This is a genomic window from Sphingobium indicum B90A, assembly GCF_000264945.2.
Taxonomy (GTDB): Bacteria; Pseudomonadota; Alphaproteobacteria; order Sphingomonadales; family Sphingomonadaceae; genus Sphingobium; species Sphingobium indicum.
This window is the reverse complement of record NZ_CP013070.1, coordinates 394,378-420,771: the sequence shown is the minus strand read 5'-3', so window position 1 is coordinate 420,771 and position 26,394 is coordinate 394,378. Positions and strand designations below refer to the sequence as shown.

The window sequence follows — 26,394 nt, the reverse complement described above, 5'->3', positions numbered from 1 at the left end:
AGGTCCCGCCAGGACCTTCCGGCGGCATCCGACCAACTCACGTCATTCCGCAAACTGGCGGTGAACGCCCACTTTCGCCAAAACCCGCCATTGGCGGAAAAAATCGTCACGCAGTTCGAACTGCAGTCAGTCAGCCACCATTCGTTCCAAGGCTTCTGACAGGCCAGGAAGCTGGTCACTTCCAGTAAAACCCTGAACAGGCAGTGGTGCGATCCCAACGTCAAGGCCGATAAGTTCCGCGATCCCATAGATGGTGCGCAGGCTCCCATACGTCTCGAACAACTTCCACATCGGCGCGCACATTGCTTGCAATCTGGACGTCTCCTCAACATCACCAGCCATGGCCGCCCGCGTCAGGTGAACTGCCGGCTTCGGCAGTACGCCGGCCACGACACTGTGCCAGGCATCAGCGCCCGCCAGAAACGCCGGCGCTGCGCACCAGTCGCCACTGTAGCCGATCCTGAAGTTATCAGGTGCGCGTTCCCGAAGCTGGTCGATCTCCGTTGCATACCCTTCATTGTCCAGCGGCGGCATCTTCACAGCCGCGATCCCCGCAACATGGGAAAGCTCAACAATCAGATCATGGGAGAATTCGAAATTCGTCGTGCCCGGATTGTTGTAGATACAGAGAGGCAGCCCGGTCGATCCGGCAACCGCTTTGAAGTGATCGCTCACCTCTCGATCCGATAGCTTCGCGTAGGACATCGGCGCGAGCAGAAGACCATTGGCTCCGGCGCGCTCCGCCGCCGCCGCGAGTTCCCGCGCCCAGCTGGTGCGTAGGGCGCCGACACCGACGACAACTGGCACGCGTCCTCCAACAGCCTCAATGGCCGCGGCGACGGCTCGGTTCCGTTGGCCCCGGTCCAGATAGGCGTATGTGCCGGTGCTCCCGAGGACGCTGATAGAGTCCACGCCCGAAGTGACGAGGCGATCGACAAGGGCTGCGAGGGCATCCGTATTGACGATGCCATCTTCGTCCGCCGGTGTAGGCGGAAATGCGGACAGGCCTGAGAAGATTGTCATGAATGAAGGTCCATCTGACTAGCGGGAAAGCAACAGGCGCAGACCTGCACCTGCGAAGGTTAGCGCGAGCACTCCTTCAATCCATCGGCGGTTGCGGGCATAGCCATGCGCCATCGGCGCGGTGGAGAATAACACGGCATAGCCGAAGAAGATGAGCGTCCCGAGCAGCACGCAGCCGCCAAACGCAGCAGCAAGATGCGTTGTCGAGGGGTTCGGCCCCACCCCTAGGGACATGAGCGCCAACCACGATAGCACAGCCTTCGGGTTACCGATGTGCATGAGTGCCCCGCGACGGAACTGTGTCGACTTGCTCGTCGCGGCTACGGCTATCGCTGACACGCCCTGCCTGGCAGAAATCGCCGATCGCGCAGCGCGAACGGCAAGCCACAACAGGTACAGCCCACCCATCGCCTTCAGGATTATGAAGGCCTGACCGTACCGCAGGAGCAAGGCAGCGAGCCCGGATACCGCAATCAAGCCCCAGGCAAATGAGACTGTCACTACACCGGCAGCCATGGCCATAGCCGATCCTCGACCTTTCTCCATCGCGGCGGACATGATCGCCAGATTGCTCGGTCCGGGGCTTCCGGCCGCCAGAATATAGGCACCATAGACAAGGAAAAGATCGCTTCCCATCCTATGCCGTCGCGAAGAGCTTCGTGCCGACCACACCAACGATGACGAGCGAGATGAAGGCGATCTGCGCGGGGTTCAATCGTTCGCCGAACAGGACCACTCCCATGATCGCGACGCCGACTGCACCAAGTCCGGTCCAGATCGCATAAGCAGTGCCCGCCGGAAGAGTCCGCATTGCGATCGCGAGCAACCCCATATTGACGAAATTCAGGATGATCGGGACCGAAGCACCAGTCCATGTGCCGTTGGTTGCAGCCCACTTCATGCTCAGCGCCCACGCGATCTCAGTGATGACGGCTATCCCGAGGATGATCCACGCCATGAATTATCCTCGCGCTTCCGAATGAGGAGACGTTGGTCCATGGTCAGCGGCCTTCCAGGGAGCAGCGTAATGATGCTTCACCGAAACTTCGAACACAGCCAAAAGCTTCTTCCAAAAGATCAGGACGTGAGTACGACGCATATGGCCCGAGGTGAGCTGGGTCACAGAATGCTCCTTCCGATGAGAGATGCTGCCAGCGCCAGCATGACAACGCCGACGATGGCATCGAGAACCTTCCAGGCCGCAGATCGCGAGAAGATCGGCGTCAGGATGCGAGCGCCATATCCGAGTGCCGCGAACCAGCTGATGCTGGCACTCGCTGCGCCTGCTACAAAGATCGGGCGCAATTCGGTCGGCTGAGCGGAGCCAGCAGCGCCCATCAGCAGGACGGTGTCTAGATAGACGTGCGGGTTGAGAAATGTGAAAGCTGCCGTCGCGCCCAGCGCGCTGCCAAGGGTGATCCGCCCCTGCGCAGTGACAGACATCGCTTCCGGGGCCATCATTCGCTGAAAGGCCTTAACGCCGTACCAGGTCAGGAAGACGGCGCCGCCAATGGTCAGGGCAAGGGTCAGTTGTGGCATAGCGCCTAGCAGCGCACCAACGCCCCCGACGCCCGCAGCAATCAGTAACGCGTCAGCACACCCGCAGAACAGAACGACGGGGCCGACATGCTCGCGCTTGAGGCCTTGGCGCAGAACGAAAAGGTTCTGCGCTCCAATCGCCATGATCAGAGCCGCCGACATGGCGAAGCCGGTGAAGAAAGTGGGTAGGATGCTGTGCATGGGCGGCGTATGCCAACCTCATACGATTCAGTAAAACTTGTTCTTCTAACTCCGATGAAGCATAGCTAATCCATGCTTGATTATCCTGCTCTTGCTGCTGTTTCGGCCGTCGTGCGCGAAGGAACTTTTGAACGGGCGGCCGAAAGGCTTGGTGTGACGCCGTCCGCAGTGTCCCAACGTATCCGCACGCTTGAGGAACGACTGGGCAGTATCGTTATCGTGCGAGGGCAGCCGTGCCTGCCTACCGATCTTGGCCGGAAACTCTGCGCCCATTTCGATCAGGTGCAGCTTCTGGAAGCGGATCTAGCGCCCGTACTGTCGTTCATGGGGGATCAGTTGGACACTCCCGTCACGCTGAAAGTGGCGGTCAACTCCGACAGCATTGCCACATGGTTCCCCGAGGCGGCTGCGAAGTTCTCCCGTGAAACGGGTTATCTCTTGGAGTTCATCATCGAGGACGAGGCGCACACGGCGGACCGGCTTCGCTCCGGTGAAGTCATTGCCGCTGTCTCGGCAGACCCCGGCACCGTCCAGGGATGTAAAACGATCGAACTGGGCAGCCTGCAATATCTGGCTTGTTGCAGCCCGGAGTTCGCACAGCGCCACTTTCCGAACGGTGTTTCCGCAGAAGCCCTGCGCCGTGCTCCGTGCCTGCGCTTTGAGCGCAGGGACGGCTTGCAGGCGCGTTGGGTGAGAGAAACGCACGGCATCGAACTCGATGCGCCAATGCATTGGGTGCCATCGACCTTTGGCTTCCTGAATTTCGGACTCGCGGGCATGGCTTGGGGCATGCACCCGGCGATGATAGCGAAGCCTCGAATAGCAGACGGCCGGCTCATCGAACTGACACCAGCCACGCCCCTGAACGTAACATTGTACTGGACCGTCACACGATTACACGCATCCGCGCTTCGAACATTCACCGATGCCGTGCGCAGCACTGCGAAGGCGCGGTTGTTTCAGGCCTGATGAGATTGTCGCCCTGATTCAGATCATTGAAATCAAGCGGCGTATCGCTACGCGCAATCACGGGCGCGGCTGAACCCGGCGAGTTGATCCCGCTTTGTTGATCGGGAAACGTGGACGGCAGGATTTGTCGCATGCGGTCGTTCAGAAGTTGCTTCCGTACTGACCGTTTTGTCCCAAGCGCAGAGAGGATAGCCCCTCGCCGAGGCGAGGGGCCAATAGACTCAGATCTCAGTGTTCTCAGCAAGGGCAAGCGCGTCCTCCACGTCAATCCCGAGATAGCGCACCGTGTTCTCGATCTTGCTGTGACCGAGAAGGATCTGGACGGCGCGAAGGTTGCCGGTCGCCCTGTAGATGATCGACGCCTTCGTTCGGCGAAGTGAGTGCGTGCCATACTCGCTGCGCATCAGACCTACCCCAGTCACCCATTCATCCACGAGTCTGGCATACTGGCGGGTGCTCAGATGGTTGCTGTGATCAACTCGGCTAGGAAACACGTAATCGTCCACCGTTCCGCCTCGCCGATCGAGCCACGCCAACAGACTGGCACGAGCATCGGGGAGCAGCTCGAATTGAACGGGCCGACCTGTCTTCTGCTGCATGACGATTGCACGGGTTCGGATCTGCCCGCCACTAACCAGGTCGCCGATCTTCACCTGAACGAGGTCGCAGCCGCGCAGCTTACTGTCGATTGCGAGATCGAACAGCGCTCGATCTCGCAATCGGCGGCGCTGATTGAGGTAGAACCGGATTTCCCAAATTTGCTTTCGCTTCAGGGCACGCTTCGCGCCGACAGTTCTTCCCGCATTCCAGACCGGGCGCTTGACGGCGGTGGGTTCGGTTTCAAGCATTTCCATGATCATTCTCCGATGGCCAGAGTGGCCATCTGAAGAACGTTTCACGGTCAGCGAGAGATGGCGGGAGGCATCTGCGACCAAGAGTCGGTCGCTCAGCGCCGCCCTCGCGAACGTCCGCTCGCGGCGGAAACTGCCGTTCGGAGTGATCAAAGGGATGATCGGCAGAGTGCCGCATGCTGATAATGCTCGGGCTAGCCGCTGACCCCGAGAACCGCCATTATGGGCTGTCTGGTTGTCTCGCATGCCGCGTGCGAAGAGGCGGGACGATGCAGTCATTCTGCGGTAGTGTGTGCCAACTGATGATGGCTGGGGCCGAGGCAACGGGCGTGACCAGCATGACGGCGGAGCGGCTGAAGCCTTGGGGTCAAAACCGTTCGGTTTTGACCACCATCGAGCCAGCGGTTCGGATGATTTCGCCCGTCTCGTCGATACGAAAGGTGCCGTCAGGGAGGCGCATCACCGCCAGGCCGGCCTCCAAAATGAAATCGATTTCCTCGCCCTTCTCCATCTGTACGATGATGTGTTTCCGGCCATTCTCGCTAGCTGCAGGCAGCCGTCTCGTTACACGCCAGTGCATTGCCAAGTTCCTTGGCTTTACCTACTGCTGGAAGAGAAAGGAGCCCCGGCAGCTGGCTCGGGGCTCCCCTGTCCATCCTCGCGAGCTTCCCCGAACGAGGCGGACGATCATGCAACGCAGATGGGCGCCATCGGGTTTCCGGCAAACGCTCGCTACCGGGAAGCGGCGGGCACCTGCGCAAGTCGTCCGCACCGAACATTCGCTCAAGCGGCTTCGCGCTCGGCCTTGTGGCCCGAGCAGGCCGCCATCTGATCCTTCACCGCCAGCTTCAGCTTCTTGAGCCGGCCGATCAGGAAATGGCGCGGCAGAGGTCGCTTCTCTTCCTCTCGGATTTCAGCTTCGAGCCGCGAATGTTCGCGCTCGAGGTAGCGCAGATAATGGTCATTCATCGTCGAGTTCCTCATGTTCGATGATGGAGCCCAGCGGCAGCCGGGCCCTTGGTGTGTCAGTACTCCATTTCGGGCATTGCGGCCTTGGCGCCCTTGTCGTCCTTAGGTGCTTCGGCGACGAGCGCCTCGGTCGTGATCAAGAGCGAGGCTACCGAAGCGGCATCCTGGAGCGCGGTGCGAACCACCTTGGCGGGATCGATCACGCCGGAGCCAACCAGATCTTCATACTGGCCGGTGGCGGCGTTGAAGCCCCAATTGTAGTCCTCGCTCTCCAGGAGCTTGCCGACGATGAAGGCACCATCCTCACCGGCGTTGTCAGCGATCTGCCGTGCCGGCGCGCGAAGTGCGCGGCGGACAATATCGATGCCTGACTGCTGGTCGTCGTTCGCCGCCTTGAGGCCGCCAAGCGCCTTGAGCGCGCGCAGCAGCGGAATACCGCCTCCCGGCAGAATGCCTTCCTCGACCGCGGCGCGAGTGGCGTGGAGTGCGTCATCGACGCGATCCTTCTTCTCCTTCACCTCGACCTCGGTCGCGCCGCCGACGCGGATCACCGCGACACCGCCCGCGAGCTTGGCCACGCGTTCCTGCAGCTTCTCGCGATCGTAGTCGCTCGTCGTGGTCTCGATCTGTGCGCGGATCTGGGCGACGCGGGCATCGATGTCCGAGCGGGCTCCGGCACCATCGACGACGGTCGTATTGTCCTTGTCGATGATGACCTTCTTGGCTCGGCCGAGCATCCCGATCGTGACGTTATCGAGCTTGGTGCCGAGTTCCTCGCTGACGACGTTGCCAGCAGTTAGGATCGCGATGTCTTCCAGCATGGCCTTGCGGCGATCGCCGAAGCCCGGCGCTTTGACCGCTGCAACCTTGAGGCCGCCGCGCAGCTTATTGACGACCAGCGTCGCCAGCGCCTCGCCCTCCACGTCCTCGGCGATGATAAGGAGCGGCCGGCCCGACTGCACTACCTGCTCGAGCAGCGGGATCATTGCCTGCAAGTTCGACAGCTTCTTCTCGTGGATGAGAATGTAGGGATCGTCGAGCTCGACCTTGAGCTTCTCCGCGTTGGTCACGAAGTAAGGCGACAGATAGCCGCGATCGAACTGCATACCCTCGACGGTTTCAAGCTCTGTCGCGAGGCTCTTGGCCTCTTCGACCGTGATGACGCCCTCGTTGCCGACCTTCTCCATCGCCTCGGCGAGAATGCGGCCGACTTCCTCGTCGCCGTTCGCCGAGATGGTCGCGACCTGCGCGATCTCGCTGTTGGCGCTGACCTTCCGCGCATGGGCTTCGAGGTCCTTGACCACGGCGCCGACGGCGAGGTCGATGCCGCGTTTCAGGTCCATCGGGTTCATGCCTGCCGAGACGGCCTTTGTGCCTTCGCGCACGATCGCCTGGGCGAGCACGGTCGCGGTGGTGGTGCCGTCGCCGGCCTTGTCGTTCTGCTTCGACGCGACCTCGCGCAGCATCTGCGCGCCCATGTTCTCGAACTTGTCCTTGAGTTCGATTTCCTTGGCGACGGTGACGCCGTCCTTGGTGATGCGCGGCGCGCCGAACGATTTCTCGATGACCACGTTGCGGCCCTTGGGCCCCAGGGTCACTTTCACTGCGTTGGCCAGCGTATCCACGCCGCGCAGCATGCGATCACGCGCGTCGGACGCAAACTTCACTTCCTTGGCAGCCATTGCCTCGTCTCCTTTCTTCGATTTCCTTCCACGTGTCAGAGGATGCAGGTCGCTGTCAGGCGGCCTGGTTGAGCTGGGCCGCGGCCTCGATTACGCCGAGGATGTCGCTCTCCTTCATGATGAGCAAATCCTCGCCGTCGATTTTGACCTCGGTCCCCGACCATTTGCCGAAAAGCACGCGGTCGCCCGCCTTGACGGCGAGTTCAAAGAGCTTGCCGCTATCGTCGCGCAGGCCCGCGCCGACGGCGACCACTTCACCTTCCTGCGGCTTTTCCTTGGCGGTGTCGGGGATGATGATGCCGCCCGAGGTCTTCTCCTCGGCTTCGATGCGGCGGACGACCACACGGTCGTGCAAAGGGCGGAAATGCATGCATAACCTCCAGATGCAAAACTGAGATGTGATAGACCTGCCAATCCTTCGAACGACAGGTGACGCGGAATTAGGAAAGGTCATTTTTTGCGTCAAGATGGTGCGCGAAAAAATTTGGCACTCGTAAGCGCTGAGTGCCAAACCGCAGCATATCAAGTTGTTCTGAAGCGACTTTCCCTCTTGACGCGACTCGCCTGCGTTCCAAAATTCGCGACGTGGGCGCTGCGCCCACAGATGAGAAAGGAGCGACACCAAGGAAGGAGGCACAGCCATGTCGCAGCCGTTTTCCCGTTATCTTCATCCCTTCGACGTTGCACACAACCCGAGCCTGGAGCCGGAAGTGAAACGCGCCATCCTGGCGTCCTGGGCATCCGACCGTGTCGCGGTCCGTGACCAGCCCGCAATGCGCAAGCCGCCCGGTGCCAAGCGGGCGGTGCCGATCGATGACATCCTTGCCGCCATGCATGCGCTCGACAGGCCCGCGGAAGGTCCCAGCGCTTCGCCATGAGCCGGCGGGACTTCATCGTGCAGCTAGAGGGCCGTCGGCTGACGACGGCAGAGATCCACTACTACCGTCCCGATGCGCCCTCGCTGCTGCAGCTGTTCGTCTGGCAGGAGTACGATCTCGCGCCCGATTTCCCGGTGCTGTTCGAGTTCCTCGATCACTGGCGGCGCGAGATCGAGGCCGCGCTTCATTCTGTGTGCATTTCGCATGAGGGGATGATCCGCCCCACCGAGTGGCGCGCGGTCGATGGCGTGATCGATATCCGGTGACGCGCCATCTGCTCGAGCGGTGGCGCAAGCCGAAGCCGGACGATGTGCCGGTACGCCTGCCGTTTAGTGATATCATGAGTTCGCGATGCGCTTCTGTCGATCTCGCCCCCCGAGCTGCGAGCGCTGGGGTGGACCTTTGCCCAACGCAAATGGCTGCTCGATCACATGCTGGCCTGTGGCCGAGCCGCCGAAGGCATCGAGCCGAACAAACTGGCCACGAAGCAGATCGAGCTTCGCTTGCCCAATAAGGACCTTGTCCGCTTTGCAGCATTTCGCGGTCCGCGAACTGCCCAAGGGGGCGAGCAACGCGGCGGTTATCGACCGCGTGCTCACTGCCCTCGACGAGGCATGGCATCGACACGAGCGTCCCTCGCACGCTGCGAGCTCTGACAAGCAATCCTCGCCTACCTGAAGCGCGCCCCAAGCTATGCAGACCTGCGCTCATCCTCGCCGTTGGCGGCGGTACTGGCGCAAGGGAAATTGCCGCAGCACAGGGCATGCGGGCCTGTGGTCCAGCAGCAAAGCACGGGACCCAGGGCATCGGGGATAGCTGGACGGATTTGGCCTAGCGATGGCGCCGCCCGGCATTCGAAGATAAGACCCTGCCTTTGACAATATCGCTCGGCCGAGGCCCGGTCGGGAAAGCGCAGCTCGATCGTAGCGAGGGGATCGCCTCCGCCGGTCCAACCCATCAGCGGGTCGGCAACCGGGCCCCAGCGCGGCGCGAACCTGACCCGCCATCGATTTCGGCGGCGTCGGCCGCCGTTTGTGGCTAGGGTCAGCGGCTCGATAATCGCCTTGGCGCCGTGCGGGAACGAGGTCGCACCTGCGAGGGCAACCGCCTGGTTGTCGTTGGCCGAAGGCCCGGACTCGAAAGTCCGGGCCCGGCCGTCAGCGGGCGCCGCCATTTACGGGAATCCGGCGGATGTTCTGTGCCGCCGCCTCCGTCCTAGGCAACGTCACCGTGAGGACGCCGTTCTTGAAGGTAGCCGCGACCTTGTCGCGTTCGATGCCTCTGGGCAGGCCGATGCGGCGCTCGAAGCGGCCATAGCTGCGCTCCGAGTAGCCGCGATCCTTGTCCTCGACTTCGGACTTCTTTTCGCCGCGCAGGGTCAAGGCGCCGTCTTCGACGAAAATCTCCACGTCCTTCTCGTCCACACCCGGTAGTTCCGCCGTCACGCGAATTTCCTTGTCGGTCTCGCCGAGCTCAAGGTGGGGCCATCCCGACAAGCGGTCGAAATCGGCAAAGGCGGGCATGCCGAAGTTGCGAAAGACATCGTCGAAGAGACGGTTCACCTCGCGGTGGAGCGACTCCAACGGATGGGCGTCCCTTTCCCGTTCGGCGCTCACCGGAACGGGCAGCCGGTTTTCCTGCCGGCTCCAGGGAATGAGATCACGAATTGCCATGATGACATCTCCTTTTCTGGCTGGATGAAAGGCTGAACCTGCCGGACGCCGCATGCGAGGGGTATCGGCAGGCGGCGCCGGCAGGGTGATGGGCGCGGGGATCAGACCGGCTCGGCCGCCTTTTCCTTCGCTTCGCCCAGCAGCTTGCTGTCGGAAGTGGCGCCGCCGATCTCGATGCGGCGCGGCTTCATCGCTTCAGGCACCACGCGCTTCAACTCGATCGACAGGAGGCCGTGCTCGAAGTTCGCATGGCCTACTTCGATGAAGTCGGCGAGCTGGAAGCGCCGCTCGAAGGCCCGGGCGGCGATGCCGCGATGCAGATATTCGCCCTTGTCGGCGTCGTCAGCGCGCTTGCCGGTCACCGAGAGCAGGTTCTGATGCGCGACGATCTCGATATCCTCCGGCTTGAAGCCGGCGACCGCGACAGTGATGCGGAAATTATCGTCGTCGATCTTCTGGATGTCGAACGGCGGATAGCCATCTTCCTCGCGCGCACCCGCCTCGAGCAGGTTGAACAGCCGGTCGAAGCCGACCGTCGATCGGCGATAAGGGGTAAAGTCGAAGTTCGGTCTCATTTCCAAATCCTCCAAATGAAGCAATTTGGGCATGAGATGCGCCGGTATCGATGAGCCGGCGCCCTCGATGTCCAACCGGACCCGGTTTGGCGTCCGGTATCATTGAGCTAATTTTCGTGCTCCGGCTTTCAAGATGTTTCTGCCAAAAAATGAGCAGGGAGCGGACACTGCGCTGCCGAGGCGTCAGTAAGTGGGTAGGAACCTGATCTCGCTTCACAAATTTACCCGGCGATTAAGCCCGAGAAAGGAGGTTCAAAGCTATGGAATGGAAGTTAGTGCGCGAGGACAACGGCAGTATCGCGGTGAAGAACGGTGACCTCGATAGCGAATTTGCAGCGCTGACCTGGGCGCGGCATTGGCTCGAGAATAACGCCGATCACGACCGCTATCGGCTTCAGCCCGAGGCAGACGATAGGCCGATGTTAATGATCCGCACCGTTACCGGACAATGGTATGGGATGCTTATTGCCGCCGAAGCAGGCGCCACGTAGCTGGCTGCGCCTTGCGGCCACGTCATATCGGATGGTCTGGGAACGATTGGCTGCTGGTGCTTCAGAGCTAGCAGCTTCACGAGAGACAGCTGCAAGGATGATTCGCCCCTCACCCGCGATGAGGGCGCTGCTGACTGTTTGAGCGCCGCGAAGGTCTGCTCCATCGGGAACCCGCCGTTCACAGCCAGGATGACGAATGGCGGCTTCGTACCATGTTGCGGCGTTCTGATTCCGGCAGCGCGCGACCCAAAGCTGGTCGCCCACTCCGTCATCGGTGAACGTCTGGTCCTCGATCACACCGGACCCTCGGGCAACGCGAGAACGACTTCGTCGTTTTGAAACCATCCGGCTACGTTGCGCGCCTCGCGGCGCTCAGCGCATGGCAAGCCGAACACGATCCCCGCCACGAAGGGTTCAGTGCCGCCGTGATCGATGCAGTCGCGCGATTTTCCCGTAACGAGAGCGGGCATGCCTTTGGATTTGGGCCCGCGGATTTCCAGGAATTGATCCTGTTTATCGATGAACTGCCGTGGTGATCCTGACGCACCGCATGTGATGCTCGGTGCGACGGAGATGCTATCTAATCAACTATGAAAGTGAGCGTGGAGCAGATTCGCGAGCGGCATGAGGCTGTAGAGGCCAGGCGCCGCCACTATGAGTGGAAGTCGGAGCAGCCTGCCCGCTTGGCTCTCCATGAGGTCTGGCGTCACGCGTATCTCGCGCGGCCCTACCTACTCGGGGCGCCAGAGGACCGGGTGGCTGAGCGCTTCTGCAACATCTTTATGAACGCCATGGAGGTCAGTCCGCAAGGCCAGATCACGATGGTCGCGATGTCGGAGACTGACGAATACATGCAGGTCTTCACCCATATGCTCGAGGAATACGGGGCGAGACGAAATGGCATGCCGCCTGACGAGGTGATCGGCAGGGCGCGTGCGCCGCTGCTCAAATATTTCGAGAAGGGGACGCCGGTCGGTGTAACGCTCTTTGAAGGCTACTCGACCCCGACAGGGCCTATCCTCGTCAAATATGGCAAGCGCCAGTTCCTCGAACCGATGTTTAAACATGGCGAGATGAGGATCGCTAACGCGGGACTCTATAACGACGCAAACCTCCTCAGCGCTGTCCGCGACGACGAGACCAGCCGGACGTTCTTCATTCCCACTTGGCGGGAGCGGATGGAGAATCGGACGTATTTAGATTTCCAAGGGCACCGCTTGGAGTTCAACGACGACGACATCGTCCTGCCCCTCGTGTTCGATGACTATTTTCTCGTCAGCCTTTGCGAACACATCCACTATCGGATGCCAACGGACTTTGAGGCCGACGCGGCGATCGTGATCCACGATCCCATTCGATTCAAGCAACGGCTGATCTCTACTTTCCTCGCATCGAACCCGGACTACGAGCCGATGGAAGGCAGCGTGATCTATTACGATCCGTACCGAGATTATTCGAAGTTCAGGGTGCCCGAAATGGCGAAGCACTTCGGGTACGCCTACCAAAAGGAGGCACGGATTGTCTTCCGGCCAAAGCGCAGGCCGTCGGCTCCGTTGAAGCCCGTCTTTCTCTCGATTGGGCCAATGTTGGACTATGCCGACATGCTCACGCTTTGACCGTCGCCATGAGTCACCCTCGGTCGCGGCCGGCTAGGCTGATTGGTTGATCCAGAGTTGCTAGAGTTCGTCGAACATTGCGAGCAGATGAGCATGCCGGACCCGCTCAAGGACGGTGTCAAAAGTCTCGAAGGGTTCGCCCGCTGGAATATGGCGCTCGATCTGCAGGAACTGCGCACGAGCAGCGGGCCGTGAATCCGAGTTCAGATGCACCGCGTTCGCGAGTTGCTCAGCGCTTGCGCAGCCCTTGCGGACCACGCCGCTCAAAGTCTGCAAGACAATCGGCATGACAGGCTCTTTTCCAGCCGCCACGGCTCTTGCCGCGAGTATGCGTGCCGGCAGGCCGGCGACGAAGGCCAAGTCCGGAACAAGGCGAACCGCGAAGTGCCGCGCGGTCTCGCAGGTCTTGATAAGATGCTCCTTGGTTCCGATCGCCCGTTCGAGTTCGCAGAGCGGCTTTCCCGCCATCCATGCGGTCAGCAGCGGCCTGATCTGCGGCAAGGCGACCTTCGCCTTGGCGGCATTGCCGGCGATCGCACGATAGTCCTTCCCAAACAGCCCTTCGATGTCGTTGGGCCTGATCAGGTGCATCAACCAGGTCGGGTTGGCCTCGATCCACTCAAACAACCTATTCATGCAGTCCGTGCTGTCACCGTCAAACGCCCCCGCCTCGATCAGCGCGGCCAGGCTGGCGACGACCTCATAGGGTAGCCCCGCGGAGGCAGCCACTCGCTCGAGCCAGTTCAGGTCCTGCTTCGGCGCCAGCTCGTCACGGCGCGCAAGCGCTGCGACGATGCGGCTTTCAATCCACTCGGCCTTGCCTTCCTGGCGCTTGCGGTACGCGGCGAAGGATCGACGGATCATGGCCTTGGCGGGTTCGTCGGGCGCATCCGACTCGCCGACTGGCAGTCGGGCAAGGAAATAGTCCTCATTGCCTTCGTGCGCATGCATGTGGATGCGATCCAGCAGGCCGGTTATCGGGTCATCGATCTGCAAGCACTGGTCCGACTGCGAGAAGATGCTCTGGAGCGACATCCAGTGGCGATGGATCGTATTGTCAACATCATCGATGTTTATGATCTTGCTCGGCACCACCAGCACAAAGCCCTGGCCGCCTTCGCCCGCACGCCCGGCCCGGCCGGCGGCATTGAGCAGTTCGTGCGCGTCCAGCTGCTTGAACTTGTCGTCCGACACGTCCCAGCGGCTGTCGCCGGCGATCAGGACCACGTCACTCGGCAGGTTCATGCCCTGCGCCAGGGTCGAAGTTGCGAACAGGGCGTCGACACCGTCACGCCGCTTGAATAACGACTCGTGCAGCATGCGCTCGGGCTTAAGCAGCTGGCCGTGATGGCTGGTGGCGCTCCCATCAACCTGGCCGGAAGCGTCTAGCTTGAGATAGCAGTGCTGCGGCCCGCCCATCTCTTCCTCGACCAGCTTGCGCCAACCTTGCTCCTCCTCGGTGAGCACGACGCGACGCTTGGGCAGCAGGCTACGAAAATGCCGGACGGTGGATTCGGCGGCGATCGTACTCTGGACGAAGGTCAGGGTCTTGAGGCCGTCCTCGGCTGCTGCCGCGGCGATCGTACCCGCGACGATGTTGCCGTTCGGCGTCATATACCAGTCGCCGGATTTTTCTGACACGCCGGTCGCGAACGGCACCGCCTCGTCAAGCAGCGCCATCAGCGCATAGTCGTCGCGCTTGCGGGTCGCCCAGGTCTGCCGCAGGCAGAAAAAGGCAAAGGGCGCCGCATCGAGGCGGCTTGCGAGAGGCTTGGGCACGCCCTTAGTGGTCGCGGTGAGCTGTTCCGTGGCGAGCAGTTCGTTGAGCTCGGTGATGCGCGCGGCTTCATAGGCCACGCAGCCGCGGGCCTGGCGGGTCGGCTTCCAAGCGAGGTCGAGCGGGAGGCAAGGGCGGCCGGTGAGCTCGGCCACCCAGCCGGCCATCTCTTCGGCGTTCTGCATCATCGCAGATACGAGCAACAGGTCGGCACCGGGCGCATAGCTAGTGAGATTTAGGATACACAGCATTGCGTCGATCGCCCGCCGGCTGCGGTCGGATTCGCGAGGATGAATGAGGTGGCACTCGTCGAACACAACGAGCGCGACCTGCGCGAATGCTTCCGGCTGTATCGACTGCAGCACGAGACAGCGCTCGGGCGTGGTGACGATTATCTCCGGAAGCTCGAGGACGTCGGAGAAGGTGATCTCGTCGTCGAGATCGCCGAGAACGGTATAGTCCTTAAACGCATTGCCAAGCGTGAAGGCGGTCTGGTCGACCAACGCCAGTGTCGGCGCGAGCACAACGACCTGTCCGCCGCCAAGCAGCGCCGCAGCGATCTTAAGTTCTGCCAGCGTCGACTTGCCTCCCCCGGTTGGGAAGCTGACCGCCGCCGAAACGCCTTTCGCGAGATAGCCCTTCTCCAGCGCCTCGCGGTGATTTCGCCAGAGATAGGGGCGCTTGCGCGCGGCCCGGCGAATGACCTGCCACCACGCGCTTGGGTCGATGCCATTCGGCGCAGGAACCCGGCAAAGTGCTGCTTCGGCCAGATCGCCCGACACCGCCAGCAGCAGCTTGGCGATGTGGAGCGGACCGGGAAAGGAACTGAAGACCTCGGGACCATCCTCTTCGAACACACCTTCAATCGGGGTGACGGAAAGGTCGCGCACCTGGGCGAAAATGCGGCGCGATTCCGGGATCGCATCCGCCGCGACGCCCTCGTGTGGTGGAACGAGCAGCTCACGCGCGAGCTGGATGACGCCCGCGTGCAGCCGGCGAAGAAGCGCTTCCACTGCGATACCGCTGGCGGTTGTATCAGATGGAGGATCGTAGAATTCGAAATTGTCTTCGTCGACCTCGCTGGTGATCACTTCGCGCAGACGGCCATTAGCCAAGTCGGCGATCGCGGCGACCAGTCGACCTTCGGCGCTCAGGTCGCCGTCCGGACGCTTGAGCCGCTTGGCCATCTCGGCAGCGTCGCTCTGCGAGTCCGCGATCAAGAACAGCAGCGTCGCGCAGATGTCATGATCGGCATGGATAGCGTTAATGCTGGAAAAACACGGCTCGCCTTCGGCTACGACGGTCTCGGCCATGAGGCACAGCTGGTGTGCGGTGCCGGCCACGAATGCGGCCGAGGCGCGGTCGGCACGCTCCGGCGCAGTTGCGACGAGCAGCTCCTGCGCCGCCGCCAGACGGCGCATCTCCGAAAGCAGCTCAATAAAGGCTTCGCCGCGCTGCTCGACCGTTGTGGCACCTCGCAGCCGGACTCGCGCTGCGACGATTTCGGCGAAGGCATTGGTGAAGCGTTGGGGCAGCTCGGAAAAGTCGAGGTCGCCAAGTGGCGGTGCGCCTCTGATAAGGTCGATCGTGACAGGATCAAACATCGTCCCGCCATGCCTCGATTTGCTTGATCGCCTTAGCCGAAAAAGCCTTCATCCAGTCGCGCAGCTTCGGGATCGCAATGGTTTCCGCTTGGCGGCGACTCGCGAGCCCAGGCGCAACCTCGTCAAACCCCTTAAACAGTGCAGCTCGCGCGTCGTCATTGTCATGAGCTATGTCGGCTGTGACCGCGACACGAAAATGCCGGGCTTCCTCCCAGGCTATCCGTTCCACCGCACCGTCAATATCGAGTTCGGGAAATCGTTGCTGGTGGGCTTCGAGTAGGCCGCCAGCCTCCGGGATCAGTTCGTTCATGCGCAGTCCGCTTTCCAGATCTCGGATGCCTTTCCACACATCTCCAGCGATCGTGCTGCGCGGGTTCTCCGTCGCCTTGTCCTCGAAAATCACCACCGCTGAGACGGTCTGGCCGGACTCATCGAGTTTCAACTGGAAGCCATCAAAGCCCTTGTGCGCATGAATCATATGCGGCGCGCGGATCACCGCTCCGGCATCGGCACGGTGCGCCGCGATCCATGAGATCGCCTGGAAAACCCAGCCATCGCGATGATACGGGGGCTTATCCTTCGGCACGGTCAGCAGTTTGATCGCACCGGCCGCCGTGTCCGCGCGGGTGACAGGCGGCCGTTTGTCGATACCGGTCAGGATCGCTGCTACATGTCGCGTCTGCCCAAGCGCCAAGCGCGCGACCTTGCTGGCAAGATCGTCCTCGTCGGAAACGGTCCACCGCGAGCCATGACAAAGAGTTCCATGCGATATCGGTATCAGCGTGAGAGGCATCGCGCCTCTGAAGACCCTAACCCGTCCATGGCCCCCTCCAAAGTGATGCCGAACACGGCCTTCGGAGAGATATACAGATCGGCGGCTCCAATGAGAACATATCTAAGCTCAAGCCGATCAAGTTGGATGCAATTGATCGCTAGAAGTGCGGGTTACACTCGGGGGCAGGTCGGTGCGGATGTCTGGTTTTGGCGAATGACCTGTCGTTGGCCTTGTGGCGGCGGAATGACTGGTAAGTCCCAGCCCCGGTCATAAGCGGACTGACCGCCCACGGGCGCGCTAAATTCCCAGTTGAACGGCCTAGATTTGGCGCGGTGCAGTCAGGCTGCTGATCGGCTCCAGCTGGCCGGAAGCGGATTGTCAGCTTCCGGGTAGCAGTTAGGCTTCGCGGACGAGGCTCGCGCGCCCTTGTATCGGGCTCGTGCTGTCACGGGCAAGCGCCATCACCACGCTTCGCCAAGTGAAGCAGAAGCATCCTAGCGGCCGCGCTCATAGTCTGTGAGGCGCCGACCAATAGCCTCCAGGAACATCACACGGGGGTTGCTTCCCTGCTCACAGGCTTCGACGAGCGCGGCGATGTCATCCGTCAGGTCGGTGCCGCCCCTGTCGTCTATCGCCAGCGGTGCACCATCGCGCTGAAATTCGCCATCCGCCAGACGGATCAGTGCCACATCATCGATGGGATCGACCTCGCGGCGCAAGATGCGGAGCTTCTCGCCAACAGATATCTCGATAGCGACATCGACATAGGCTGGCGGCAAGCCGAGCAGGACGGACACATCCTCCAGCGTGAAGCCGATCCGGACGGGATCATCGTCAGCATCTACGAGCGGCTTCGCTATGACGAGCGCGTGTACGGCGAGCCGCTGTTCTGGTTGCAGCAGACAAGCGCCCGCTCCGCGCAGTGGACGCCGCGATCGCGAGCGCGGAGGGCGCTCGGAGGCGGTCGCGTCAGCTAACCCGCTCTAGTGACGACCACTTTTCGGTGCTAGTGGCGGATTCGCGCGGCGCTTCCACCGGCGTTCAGGCGTTTGTTAGGTGACAAATGGCGGCGTTGCCGCCGGGAACGACTCCACCCGCGAGCGACGCCTTATGTTCTTGATCTGTTCCATTGTCTCGATTATGATTGAGTCGTGCGGCGAAATTCGGCATTGTGCCGAAACGCCGCGGAATGCCGCGGACCGCTGCGGAGACGTTGAATGGGCAAGGATGGCCGCGACGCCGAGAGGGTCACGACGACTTTGAGCCGTCGCCAGAAGGCCGAGCTGGAGAGACTGGCGGAGGCCGACGGCGTGAAGGTCGCTTGGCTGGTGCGCAAGGCCATTGAGAGATTTCTGGAGCATCGTGCCGGCGGGCCGATGCTTCCGTTGGATTAGGAGAAGGCGAAGATGCGGAGCGCTGAACTCTTCGCCGGATGCGGCGGATTGGCGATGGGAATGTCCCTCCTGGGCTTTCGACATGAGCTGATGGCCGAGTTCGACTTCGACGCGGTGGAGACGGTGCGCCACAACCGCGCGGCCGGCGTCGCGCATGTCGCGCACTGGCCAATGGATCAGCTCGATGTCCGTGACATTGACTGGTCGGCCCATCGTGGACTCGACCTCATCTCCGGCGGCCCGCCCTGTCAGCCGTTCGGGATTGGCGGCAAGAAGATGGGTCAGGCCGACACGCGCGACATGTGGCCTGAGGCGGTCCGCGCCGTGCGCGAGGGCCGACCCCGCGCGTTCCTTTTCGAGAATGTCCGCAATCTCGCTGGTCCCCGCTTTCGCGAGTATCTGGATTGGATCGTGGCGCATCTTGAGCGGCCATCGATCACGCGCCGGCCGGGCGAGGCGTTGGCGGATCACACCGCGCGACTGCGCGGCAGCGACGCCGATCGCGAGTATCGCGCCTGCTGGCAGGTGGTCAACGCTGCCGATCTCGGCGCGGCGCAGATTCGTCACCGTGTGATCATTATCGGGCTGAGGGCGGATCAGGGTGTCGAGCCGACGCCGATGCCGGCGACCCACTCGCGCGACCGCTTGCTCTGGGACCAGTATGTCACCGGGACCTATTGGGATCGGCATGGCCTGAAGCGCCGCGCCGCGCCGTCGCGGCGTGACGATCAGCGGCGTGTCGCCGCCATTCGCGCGGCGAGTGTCGAGCCCCAGGGCGAACCCTGGCGGACCGTCCGTGATGTGCTCGTTGATCTCGGCGAACCCAATGGCGAGAATGGTCACGTCGCGCAGCATGGCGCGCGTGTCTACGCGGGTCACACCGGTAGTCCGCTCGACCTGCCGGCGAAGGCGCTCAAGGCGGGCGATCACGGGGTCCCGGGCGGTGAGAACATGATGGTGCGCGACGATGGCTCGGTGCGCTATTTCACCAAGCGCGAGGCCGCGCGCCTCGTCGGCTTGCCGGATGCGTTCAGCTTTCCGCGCTCGTGGAGCGAGAGCATGCGCCAAATGGGCAACGCCGTTCCGGTGCCTCTCGCCGAGGCGGCGGCGCGCCGCGTCGTTGATCTCCTGGGCGGCGTCCGAGCGCTGGCGTCACGGCGCCGCGCCGCCTAGCTAGGTCGCGCGGGATTGACGATATCTGATTCGCTGGCGCCCGCCCGGCGAGGGGGTGGGAATGGCACTGTCACCGGATCGCGCAGCGATCAATGCCTTGCAGGACGCGCTCGACGCGGTGCTCGCCGCCGCTGGCGAGAACCCACCACAGGCCGTGGTTCGGCGAATCCGCGAGGGTCTGTCGGCGCATGCGGTGGCCGTGGAGACGGCGCGAGCTGTCACTGACACCGTGCGCATGCCAAGCGCGACCTTCGATCCCTCCGATCCCAAGATCGTGGGTCGCATGGTGTCCTTGGCGCTGCTCGCCCAGCCGTTGGTTCGATTGACCGATATCAGGTCGTCTTATGGCTCGGGTGTCTACGCGATCTATTATTCTGGTGATCATCCGCTCTACGCCGGGATCTCCCGGTCCGAGACCCCAATCTATGTCGGCAAGGCCGACCCGGCGAACGATGATGCCAGCACCACCCGCGAGCAAGGCGCGCGCTTGACGGCGCGCCTTCTGGAGCATGCGGGCACGATCGCGACCGCCGCCGGATATGCTGATCAACTGCCCAATGGCCTGTCACCCATCCGACTTGAGGACTTCCTCTCCCGCCGCCTAGTCTGCGCCACAAATGCTCAGCTTGTGGCCGAGAAGCATCTCATCCGCACGTTTTGGCCCGTGTGGAATGCCGAAACAAAGGCGTGTTGGGGCATGAGCAAGCATGGCGATGCCGCCTCGACCCGGGCCAACAAGCGCTCGCCGTGGGACGTAGTGCATCCCGGCCGGCAGTGGGCGCTTGACGAGCGGCTCCAGAACTCGCTTTCGCCCGACGAGATCGCCGCCCGGATCGCGGCCACGCTGGAGCGCGTGCCGCCCCGCCGCGATCACGCCGCGCTTCTCGAGGAAATGCTCAAGGGGTTCAGGCAGAATGGCGGGGGCGCCAACGAGCGAGAGGTCGGTCCCAATGAGGACGCGGCCGGCCCCTCCGAGGAGGAGGTTGGTGGCGCGGACGACTGACGAAATCGACCCGGAGCGCAGCGCGCGCATGCGTCTCATCCGGGGACGCGACACCAAGCCTGAGTTGCGGGTGCGACGCGCGCTACACGCGGCTGGCCTGCGCTACCGCCTCCAGGCCAAGGACCTGCCCGGCAGACCGGACATCGTGTTCCGCAAGCGCAAGGTCGCGATATTCGTGCACGGGTGCTTTTGGCATCAGCATCCAGATCCGGCGTGCAAGCTGGCGCGCATGCCGAAGTCGAGGCAGGAGTTCTGGGAACCAAAGTTGCGGGGAAATAGGTCGCGCGACGAGGCGGTTAAGGCTAAGCTTGAGGCGGGGGGATGGCGAGTGTTCGAGATTTGGGAATGCCAACTCGGCGCTGAGCCTCTCGACATGATCATCACGGAAATCCAGGCCGCGCTGCGGCGGCCAGGAAAAACTGGGTAGCCCGCGGCGGAGATTGGATGTCACAGGATCAGGAACTCGACCTCACGCCCGCGCCGCGCGTCCTTCAGATGCTTGGCGAGATCAATCTCGAGGTGTGGCGTTGTCTCGCCGAATTGATCGACAATTCCATCGATGGCTTCATCGACGCGGCGCGCGCCGACCAGCCAATCGACCGGCCGCAGGTCAGCGTCGCCATTCCCACGACCAACAGCGAGAGCTCCCGGATCCAGGTCACCGACAATGGTCCCGGCATGTCGATCGACACGCTCGAGAACGCGCTGAGGGCGGGCTGGTCGGGCAATGACGCGCTGTCGAAGCTCGGCCTTTTCGGCATGGGCTTCAACATCGCAACCGCTCGCATGGGCATGGTGACCGAGGTCTGGACCACGCGCGCCGGGGACCCCGAATGGGTCGGAGTTCGGATCGATCTCAATGAGTTGCGCTCGACTGGCAACTACCGCGTCCCGCGACAGACCAGACCAAAGACGGACCCAGCTCGTCACGGCACCGACATCACGATCACGCGGCTCAAGCCCGAGCAGCGCGCCTATCTCGCGAAGGCGAATAATCGCTCGACGATCCGCAAGCACCTCGCGCGCGCCTATTCCTCGCTATTGAGCACATCCGAGGTCGGGACCATCCGCCTCGAGGTCTCGAATTCCCGGATCAACCCGCTCAGGCCATGCGTGTGGAGCGCGGAGCGCTCGGTGGAATTGACCGACGGCACGATCGTCAACGCGGTCGAGAGCTTCGACGTGCCGCTCGCGCCACGCCGATTCTGCAACCACTGCATGCGAACCCTCGCCAGCGACGAGGAGAGCTGCCCGACCGGCGGTGACAGCTGCGCGGTGGTGGAGACGCCGCGACGGCTTCGCGGCTGGGTGGGCTTGCAACGCTATCTCGATAAGAGCGAGTTCGGTCTCGACCTCATCCGCAATGGCCGCAAGATCGAGATTGGCAACAAGGATCTATTCAACTGGTCTGACGGCGACAGCGTTGAGGTGGAATATCCCATCGACGATCCGCGAAGCCGTGGTCGCTTCATCGGGGAGATCCACCTCGACCATTGCCAGGTGAGCTACACCAAGAACCGCTTCGAGCGCGATGATCCGGCATGGGCCGAGATGGTCCGGGTCGTTCGCGGGGATGGGCCGCTCCGCCCGAACGCCGCGCGGCAGCTGGGCCACACCGACAATCACAGTCCGCTCTACAAGCTGTTTCAGGCGTTCCGCCGCAGCAGCCCGCAGGGCAAGAACGGCCTGTGGTCCCGCGTCCTCGTCGTGCAGGATAATGACCGGGCGCAGCAGATGGCCGCCGAGTTCGCCAAGGACGAGGTCGAATTTCTGTCCGACGAGCGCTGGTGGCAGCTGATCGAGGAACAGGATCGCCGCATTCTGGGCGATGGTCCCAACGCGCCGCCCCCGCCAGTGCCGGACGGGTTCCTCGGCGACGCCTCGCCGCCAGATCCGCCAACTGACGAAAATCCGCGCGAGGAGGCAGCACCCTCGCCCGCGCCCCCGCCGCCCGCGCGTCGCCCCGTCCACGAGTTGTCGCGCCGCTATGTCCATCCTACCTTCCGTGTCGAATATGACATTCAAGCGTTCGCGGTGGAGCCGGGAGATCCTGACCTCCCACCGGGTCAGCCTTGGATCGTGCGGCTGGAGGATGTGTCGACACGGACCTACGCCTATCTGTTCGACGCTACCCACGAGATATTCCGCTCGACCACGATGACCCCGCTCGACGCGATGCTCGTGGAGCTCACGCATCGAACGATCGAGTTCCTCCGCGGGCAGAGCATGGAGGCGACGACGGGCGCCGTGCTGGCGGACTTCCGCTCGGTCTACAGCGTGGACACGCGGCTGGACGCACAGGAGATCATCGGCCTCGCCACCAACGCCATCGCCGACCTGTGCCGCGCGGTGAGCGCGCTCATTCCATCGGCCGACGCTGTCCCCATCCATGACGAATTGGTCGAGCGCGACCGGGCGGCGATGGCGCGCAGGATGGCCGGTCGCGGCGTTCCCGACCCTCGCGCTCTGATCGAGGACGGGCGCTCCTGGGACTACGCCGATGGCGCCACGGTGCGAGGCCTCTTTAATCGCCGCCCCGAGCTGTTTCTCGACGGACGCTATTGGGACGAGCCGCATCAGGCGATCGACTTTGGCGATCCCGAGATCACCGCCGAGGCTCGGCAGGCGACGGTCGCGCGCTACGATGCCTATCTCGGCGATGTGATCTGGCTGTCCGAGCAGACCCCGGCCGAGATAGAACGCGCCTCCCGGGACGCGATTATCAGGGCGACCTGCTCCCTGCGCCTTCTGCGTCCCGACGTCGCGGTCTGATGAGCGAGCCCTTCCTCGACGCGCGGCGCTTGTTGCTTGGCCCGTGGCGCGCGTTCGAGCGTGACGTGGCCCGCCTGTTGATCTGCAACGGCTTCGACGATGTGCGCATCGTGGGCGGCGCGGGGGATAAGGGCGCCGATGTGCTGGGCGTGAAGGCCGGCCAACTCTGGGTCATCCAGTGCAAGTTCACAACCAATGGATATCCCTCTCCCTCCGCCGTCGATGAGGTCGGCGACGCAGCGCGCTATTACGGCGCGGAGCGGATCTATGTCGCGACCAGTCGTCGCGCTGGCCCCGCGATGCAGACGGCGACGCGCCGCTGGGCAGCGCTTGGGTTGGAGATCGGCATCCTCGAGCCGGCCACCTTGTTGGAGATGGCGCGCCGCAGCCCAGAATATCCGCCGCGACGCCGGGACCTGCGCGATTATCAGGACGAGGCGGTTGAGCAGTTCGTCGGCGCGCTGCGGGAGACCGGGCGAGCGCAGGCCGTGCTGGCGACTGGTCTTGGCAAGACTGTGGTGCTCGCCGAGAGCGTGGCCCAGATGTTCAGGGATGAAGCGATACCCCATGGGCGCGCGCTGGTCCTCGCCGGCACCCGAGAGCTTGTGGATCAGCTCCAACGCGCGTTCTGGGATCAGCTTCCCACTTGGGTCGGGACGCATCGCCTGATGGGAGGCGAGCAGCCCAGCGACTGGGACGGGATCACCTTCGCGACGGTTCAAAGCGCGGTTTCGCGCCTAGACGATCTGCCTGATTTCGGGCTTTTGCTGATCGACGAGGCGCATCATGTCGGCTCGGAAAGCTTCGCGCGGGTGACTGACCGATTGGCGGACGCGATGATTGGCGGGGTCACCGCGACGCCATGGCGTGGCGATGGCTATGATATCGATCATCTGCTGGGCCCCGCTGTGATTCGGATCGGAATCGCGGAGGGTTTGAAGCGTGGCTTCCTATGTGAGGCGGACTATCGGCTGCTCGCAGATAACATTGACTGGGAGTTCGTGCGCAACAGCTCACGCAACAGCTACTCGCTCAACCAGCTCAACAAGTTGCTCTTGCTGCCGACGCGGGACGAGGAGGCCGCGCGATCGATACGCGCCACATTCGACACGGAGCGCCGGAGGAGCGCGATCGTCTTCTGCTCATCCGTCACGCACGCTCACAGCTTCGCCGGCACGCTACGCCTGTTCGGCTTCAAGGCGGAGGCCATCACCGGTGAAATGTCGGGCCGTGAGCGGGACCGCCTGATGACCGCGTTCCGCAAGGGCTCGATTGATGTCATCACCACGCGCGACCTGTTCAACGAGGGCGTCGATGTGCCGGATGTTGATATGATCGTGTTCATGCGGGTTACCCACAGCCGGCGCATTTTCGTCCAACAACTCGGGCGTGGGCTGCGCATCAGCCCGAACAAGGACAAGGTGGTGGTGATCGACTTCGTCAGCGACCTCCGGCGGCTCGCAGAGGTGGTCGAGCTGGAGAAGGCAGTGCGTGGTGATGTCGAGCGCCTTCGGATGCCTGGAGTGATCCAGTTCCGTGACGAGAGCGCGGGTAGTTTCATGCTGGACTGGATGAAGGATCAGGCGGATCTGTTCACGCGCGAGGGAGATCCGACCCTTGAGCTGCCCGCCTTCGACTTTCCGCCAGTGCCGCCAAGCGGGGCGGTCCAATGAGCAAGCTGCCGCTACAAATCCGCGACGCGATACAGGCCAAGCTCTGGGCCGAGTGCGACGAGCGGGGCTGGATGTCGCTGCCCTATGCCGAGCGCGCGCCATTCTATGAGCGCTGGACGAGGGATCCTTCGATCGGTGGGCAGCTGGCGCACCTGATGGATGCTCGCGCCGTGCGGGTCTACATCAAGGACACGCTGGTCAAACCCTATGTTCGCGAGCGTCTGCTCGGCAGCGAGGATGTCGTGCTCGCCACGCTTGGAATTGAGGCGGTCGGTGACGCACCGGAGCGCTTCATCAAGCCACACGGGCTCAGGTTGGAGGATGGTCGCGTCCTGTGCTGGGGACGCAGCCGGGAATGGAAGTCGATCCTGCTCGCCGTCTTCGAACGCGGCGCCTCGCGCAATGCGTCTCCCTTCGGTGTCGTCCTTGTGGAAAGCGGCCAGACGGAGGATCCCAAGCGGCGCGAGTTGGTGAAGGAAGCAGCGCGGCGGCTTGGCATCGCGCGGATGGAATGGCTGGACGACGAATGAGGGATCGCTTCAAGGGATGGTATCCGAAGGACGCCAGCGCGCTCGCCACCCTATGGGACCACGCGCTGTTCGTTCCTGACGCGAATGTCCTCTTGCATTGCATCCGGCATCCCGCGCCGGTGCGTGACGAACTCTTGCGGGTGTTCGAAACCTTGCGCGAGTCGCTGTGGATTCCGCACCAGGTGGGTCTCGAGTTTCATCGCAATCGGCTGGATGTCGAGATTGGCGCGGAGGATGCTTATGAAAAGCTGATCGCCGACTATGACAGCGCATTGAATCAAGCGCGCGAGAGATTGCGACAGATGCGCGCGCACCCGGTCATCGATGGTGCCGCTGAACTGGCGGCGATCGACACCTTCCTGACCGGGTTCCGTGCGCGAATGAACAATGCGCGCGGCGACCACCCCAAGATGGAGATCGCGGCCGCGATCACAAAGCTGACGGAATTGCTTGAGGGCCGTGTCGGCGAACGCTGGCCGCCGGAGCGACTGGCCTCCCTCAAGAAGGAGGGCGAGGACCGCTACGCCAGAAAAGTCCCGCCAGGGTACAAGGACGCCAAGAAGGACGGCGATGGCGACAAATTTGGCGACCTGATCATCTGGCGTGACATGATCGACAAGGCAAAGGCAGAGGGGCGGCCCGTCATCTTCATATCCGATGACGTGAAGGAGGATTGGTGGTGGCTTCATCGCGGCCGCAAGCTCGGTCCGCGACCTGAACTGGTCGAGGAGTTCAGCGCTGGCTCGGGGCAGGATTTCCACATCTATGAGTTCATGAACTTCCTGCGCGTTGCTGGTGATCGACATCCGGAGATCAAGAAAACGGTCGAGGTTGTCGCGCAAAGCCTTCGAGACGACGAGCGCGCGCGTCGCCGCCAGCGCAACGCCGACGAGGCGGCGGCTCTGCGCGACAGGATCTCTGATCTCGAGGATGAGCGCGAGCGTGTCGTACAGGCGCTTTCTGGAACGCCGGGTACCGAGTTCGATCGGAAGACCATGGATCGAAACTCGCTTCGGGCTAGGCTGGAGCAGCTGAACGCAGAACTTCGCCGCTTGAATGACGCCCCTGGCGTTCATGACGACACGGATGACGACGAGGGCGAAAAATGAGCCTCGCGTGGCCAGACACTGCGGAAAGAACCCGCCCGCACATCTAGCGCCCAAGAGGACCGGAATACAGCCCAGACCAATGTCCGCTTTCGGGATCGAACGTCGACCGGCTGAACG

The 26,394-nt window shown here is 62.7% G+C and carries 29 protein-coding genes; 14 read left to right on the top strand and 15 right to left on the bottom strand.

The window, feature by feature from the left end; genetic code table 11:
- Positions 1–126 precede the first annotated feature (126 nt).
- From SIDU_RS02180 to SIDU_RS02165, 4 genes are all read right to left on the bottom strand, one after another.
- Complete coding sequence (locus SIDU_RS02180) at positions 127–1,023, bottom strand: dihydrodipicolinate synthase family protein (protein WP_007683875.1); 897 nt, start codon at positions 1,021–1,023, stop codon at positions 127–129.
- An 18-nt stretch (positions 1,024–1,041) separates the two neighbouring features.
- Positions 1,042–1,659: a LysE family translocator gene (locus tag SIDU_RS02175; protein WP_039979689.1), complete on the bottom strand. Its 618-nt coding sequence runs from the start codon at positions 1,657–1,659 to the stop codon at positions 1,042–1,044.
- Between the two features lies 1 nt (position 1,660).
- Positions 1,661–1,981 (bottom strand): DMT family transporter, encoded by a 321-nt coding sequence (locus SIDU_RS02170; protein ID WP_007683873.1) that lies wholly within the window; start codon positions 1,979–1,981, stop codon positions 1,661–1,663.
- Positions 1,982–2,142: 161 nt separating this feature from the next.
- Positions 2,143–2,763 (bottom strand): LysE/ArgO family amino acid transporter, encoded by a 621-nt coding sequence (locus tag SIDU_RS02165; protein WP_007683871.1) that lies wholly within the window; start codon positions 2,761–2,763, stop codon positions 2,143–2,145.
- Between the two features lie 72 nt (positions 2,764–2,835).
- On the opposite strand from SIDU_RS02165, the gene SIDU_RS02160 reads away from it, so the two are divergent.
- On the top strand, positions 2,836–3,732 hold the full coding sequence (locus SIDU_RS02160) for a LysR family transcriptional regulator ArgP (RefSeq protein ID WP_007683869.1): 897 nt from the start codon (positions 2,836–2,838) through the stop codon (positions 3,730–3,732).
- A gap of 221 nt (positions 3,733–3,953) precedes the next feature.
- Here SIDU_RS02160 and SIDU_RS02155 read toward each other — a convergent pair whose 3' ends face one another.
- The 5 genes from SIDU_RS02155 to groES form a co-directional block, all read right to left on the bottom strand.
- Positions 3,954–4,586 carry a tyrosine-type recombinase/integrase gene (locus tag SIDU_RS02155; protein WP_039979716.1) on the bottom strand — a complete coding sequence of 211 codons (633 nt, stop codon included), beginning with the start codon at positions 4,584–4,586 and terminating at the stop codon, positions 3,954–3,956.
- 364 nt (positions 4,587–4,950) lie between these two features.
- Positions 4,951–5,163, bottom strand: coding sequence for a hypothetical protein (locus SIDU_RS02150; RefSeq protein WP_007683864.1), 213 nt, complete (start codon positions 5,161–5,163; stop codon positions 4,951–4,953).
- A 203-nt stretch (positions 5,164–5,366) separates the two neighbouring features.
- Positions 5,367–5,552: a YdcH family protein gene (locus SIDU_RS02145; RefSeq protein ID WP_007683863.1), complete on the bottom strand. Its 186-nt coding sequence runs from the start codon at positions 5,550–5,552 to the stop codon at positions 5,367–5,369.
- A 56-nt stretch (positions 5,553–5,608) separates the two neighbouring features.
- Positions 5,609–7,234: a chaperonin GroEL gene (gene groL / locus SIDU_RS02140; protein WP_007683861.1), complete on the bottom strand. Its 1,626-nt coding sequence runs from the start codon at positions 7,232–7,234 to the stop codon at positions 5,609–5,611.
- Between the two features lie 55 nt (positions 7,235–7,289).
- The gene (groES, locus tag SIDU_RS02135; protein ID WP_007683858.1) at positions 7,290–7,604 is read right to left on the bottom strand and encodes a co-chaperone GroES; all 315 of its coding nucleotides are present in this window, start codon (positions 7,602–7,604) and stop codon (positions 7,290–7,292) included.
- A gap of 271 nt (positions 7,605–7,875) precedes the next feature.
- Between groES and SIDU_RS02130 the strand changes: the two genes are divergently transcribed.
- Positions 7,876–8,112 (top strand): hypothetical protein, encoded by a 237-nt coding sequence (locus SIDU_RS02130; RefSeq protein WP_007683857.1) that lies wholly within the window; start codon positions 7,876–7,878, stop codon positions 8,110–8,112.
- On the top strand, positions 8,109–8,378 hold the full coding sequence (locus SIDU_RS02125; RefSeq protein WP_007683856.1) for an usg protein: 270 nt from the start codon (positions 8,109–8,111) through the stop codon (positions 8,376–8,378). Before SIDU_RS02130 ends, SIDU_RS02125 begins: the two co-directional genes overlap by 4 nt.
- A gap of 425 nt (positions 8,379–8,803) precedes the next feature.
- On the opposite strand, the gene SIDU_RS02115 is transcribed toward SIDU_RS02125, so the two are convergent.
- The 3 genes from SIDU_RS02115 to SIDU_RS02105 form a co-directional block, all read right to left on the bottom strand.
- Positions 8,804–9,286, bottom strand: coding sequence for an NADH dehydrogenase ubiquinone Fe-S protein 4 (locus SIDU_RS02115; RefSeq protein ID WP_007683855.1), 483 nt, complete (start codon positions 9,284–9,286; stop codon positions 8,804–8,806).
- Positions 9,270–9,785, bottom strand: a complete 516-nt coding sequence (locus SIDU_RS02110; protein WP_007683854.1) for an Hsp20/alpha crystallin family protein — start codon at positions 9,783–9,785, stop codon at positions 9,270–9,272. The genes SIDU_RS02115 and SIDU_RS02110 overlap by 17 nt, the downstream gene beginning before the upstream one ends.
- A gap of 101 nt (positions 9,786–9,886) precedes the next feature.
- Positions 9,887–10,360: an Hsp20 family protein gene (locus tag SIDU_RS02105; protein ID WP_039979714.1), complete on the bottom strand. Its 474-nt coding sequence runs from the start codon at positions 10,358–10,360 to the stop codon at positions 9,887–9,889.
- Between the two features lie 260 nt (positions 10,361–10,620).
- Here SIDU_RS02105 and SIDU_RS02100 point away from each other — a divergent pair, with 260 nt between their 5' ends.
- The 3 genes from SIDU_RS02100 (at position 10,621) to SIDU_RS02090 (ending at position 12,467) form a co-directional block, all read left to right on the top strand.
- The gene (locus SIDU_RS02100; protein ID WP_007683852.1) at positions 10,621–10,851 is read left to right on the top strand and encodes a hypothetical protein; all 231 of its coding nucleotides are present in this window, start codon (positions 10,621–10,623) and stop codon (positions 10,849–10,851) included.
- A 335-nt stretch (positions 10,852–11,186) separates the two neighbouring features.
- Positions 11,187–11,387, top strand: coding sequence for a hypothetical protein (locus SIDU_RS19605; RefSeq protein WP_007683851.1), 201 nt, complete (start codon positions 11,187–11,189; stop codon positions 11,385–11,387).
- A gap of 66 nt (positions 11,388–11,453) precedes the next feature.
- Positions 11,454–12,467 carry a hypothetical protein gene (locus SIDU_RS02090; RefSeq protein WP_148663240.1) on the top strand — a complete coding sequence of 338 codons (1,014 nt, stop codon included), beginning with the start codon at positions 11,454–11,456 and terminating at the stop codon, positions 12,465–12,467.
- Between the two features lie 60 nt (positions 12,468–12,527).
- Here the strand turns inward: SIDU_RS02090 and SIDU_RS02085 are convergent, their stop codons facing one another.
- The 3 genes from SIDU_RS02085 to SIDU_RS02075 all read right to left on the bottom strand — a co-directional run bounded on the left by SIDU_RS02085 (position 12,528) and on the right by SIDU_RS02075 (position 17,420).
- Entirely contained in the window at positions 12,528–15,848 is a 3,321-nt protein-coding gene (locus tag SIDU_RS02085) for a DEAD/DEAH box helicase (RefSeq protein ID WP_007683849.1), read from the bottom strand.
- Positions 15,841–16,641, bottom strand: a complete 801-nt coding sequence (locus SIDU_RS02080) for a hypothetical protein (RefSeq protein ID WP_007683848.1) — start codon at positions 16,639–16,641, stop codon at positions 15,841–15,843. Before SIDU_RS02080 ends, SIDU_RS02085 begins: the two co-directional genes overlap by 8 nt.
- 476 nt (positions 16,642–17,117) lie before the next feature.
- Complete coding sequence (locus SIDU_RS02075; protein ID WP_007683847.1) at positions 17,118–17,420, bottom strand: hypothetical protein; 303 nt, start codon at positions 17,418–17,420, stop codon at positions 17,118–17,120.
- 420 nt (positions 17,421–17,840) lie between these two features.
- Between SIDU_RS02075 and SIDU_RS02070 the strand changes: the two genes are divergently transcribed.
- The 8 genes from SIDU_RS02070 to SIDU_RS02035 all read left to right on the top strand — a co-directional run bounded on the left by SIDU_RS02070 (position 17,841) and on the right by SIDU_RS02035 (position 26,277).
- Positions 17,841–18,017: a ribbon-helix-helix domain-containing protein gene (locus SIDU_RS02070; RefSeq protein WP_007683846.1), complete on the top strand. Its 177-nt coding sequence runs from the start codon at positions 17,841–17,843 to the stop codon at positions 18,015–18,017.
- Between the two features lie 12 nt (positions 18,018–18,029).
- Entirely contained in the window at positions 18,030–19,190 is a 1,161-nt protein-coding gene (locus SIDU_RS02065) for a DNA cytosine methyltransferase (RefSeq protein ID WP_007683845.1), read from the top strand.
- A 61-nt stretch (positions 19,191–19,251) separates the two neighbouring features.
- Positions 19,252–20,193: an Eco29kI family restriction endonuclease gene (locus tag SIDU_RS02060; protein ID WP_007683844.1), complete on the top strand. Its 942-nt coding sequence runs from the start codon at positions 19,252–19,254 to the stop codon at positions 20,191–20,193.
- On the top strand, positions 20,177–20,620 hold the full coding sequence (locus SIDU_RS02055; protein WP_007683843.1) for a very short patch repair endonuclease: 444 nt from the start codon (positions 20,177–20,179) through the stop codon (positions 20,618–20,620). Before SIDU_RS02060 ends, SIDU_RS02055 begins: the two co-directional genes overlap by 17 nt.
- 17 nt (positions 20,621–20,637) lie before the next feature.
- The gene (locus SIDU_RS02050; RefSeq protein ID WP_007683842.1) at positions 20,638–22,965 is read left to right on the top strand and encodes an ATP-binding protein; all 2,328 of its coding nucleotides are present in this window, start codon (positions 20,638–20,640) and stop codon (positions 22,963–22,965) included.
- Positions 22,965–24,638 (top strand): DEAD/DEAH box helicase family protein, encoded by a 1,674-nt coding sequence (locus tag SIDU_RS02045; RefSeq protein ID WP_007683841.1) that lies wholly within the window; start codon positions 22,965–22,967, stop codon positions 24,636–24,638. Before SIDU_RS02050 ends, SIDU_RS02045 begins: the two co-directional genes overlap by 1 nt.
- Positions 24,635–25,168 (top strand): hypothetical protein, encoded by a 534-nt coding sequence (locus SIDU_RS02040; protein WP_007683840.1) that lies wholly within the window; start codon positions 24,635–24,637, stop codon positions 25,166–25,168. Before SIDU_RS02045 ends, SIDU_RS02040 begins: the two co-directional genes overlap by 4 nt.
- Positions 25,165–26,277 (top strand): PIN-like domain-containing protein, encoded by a 1,113-nt coding sequence (locus SIDU_RS02035; protein ID WP_007683839.1) that lies wholly within the window; start codon positions 25,165–25,167, stop codon positions 26,275–26,277. Before SIDU_RS02040 ends, SIDU_RS02035 begins: the two co-directional genes overlap by 4 nt.
- Positions 26,278–26,394: the final 117 nt, after the last annotated feature.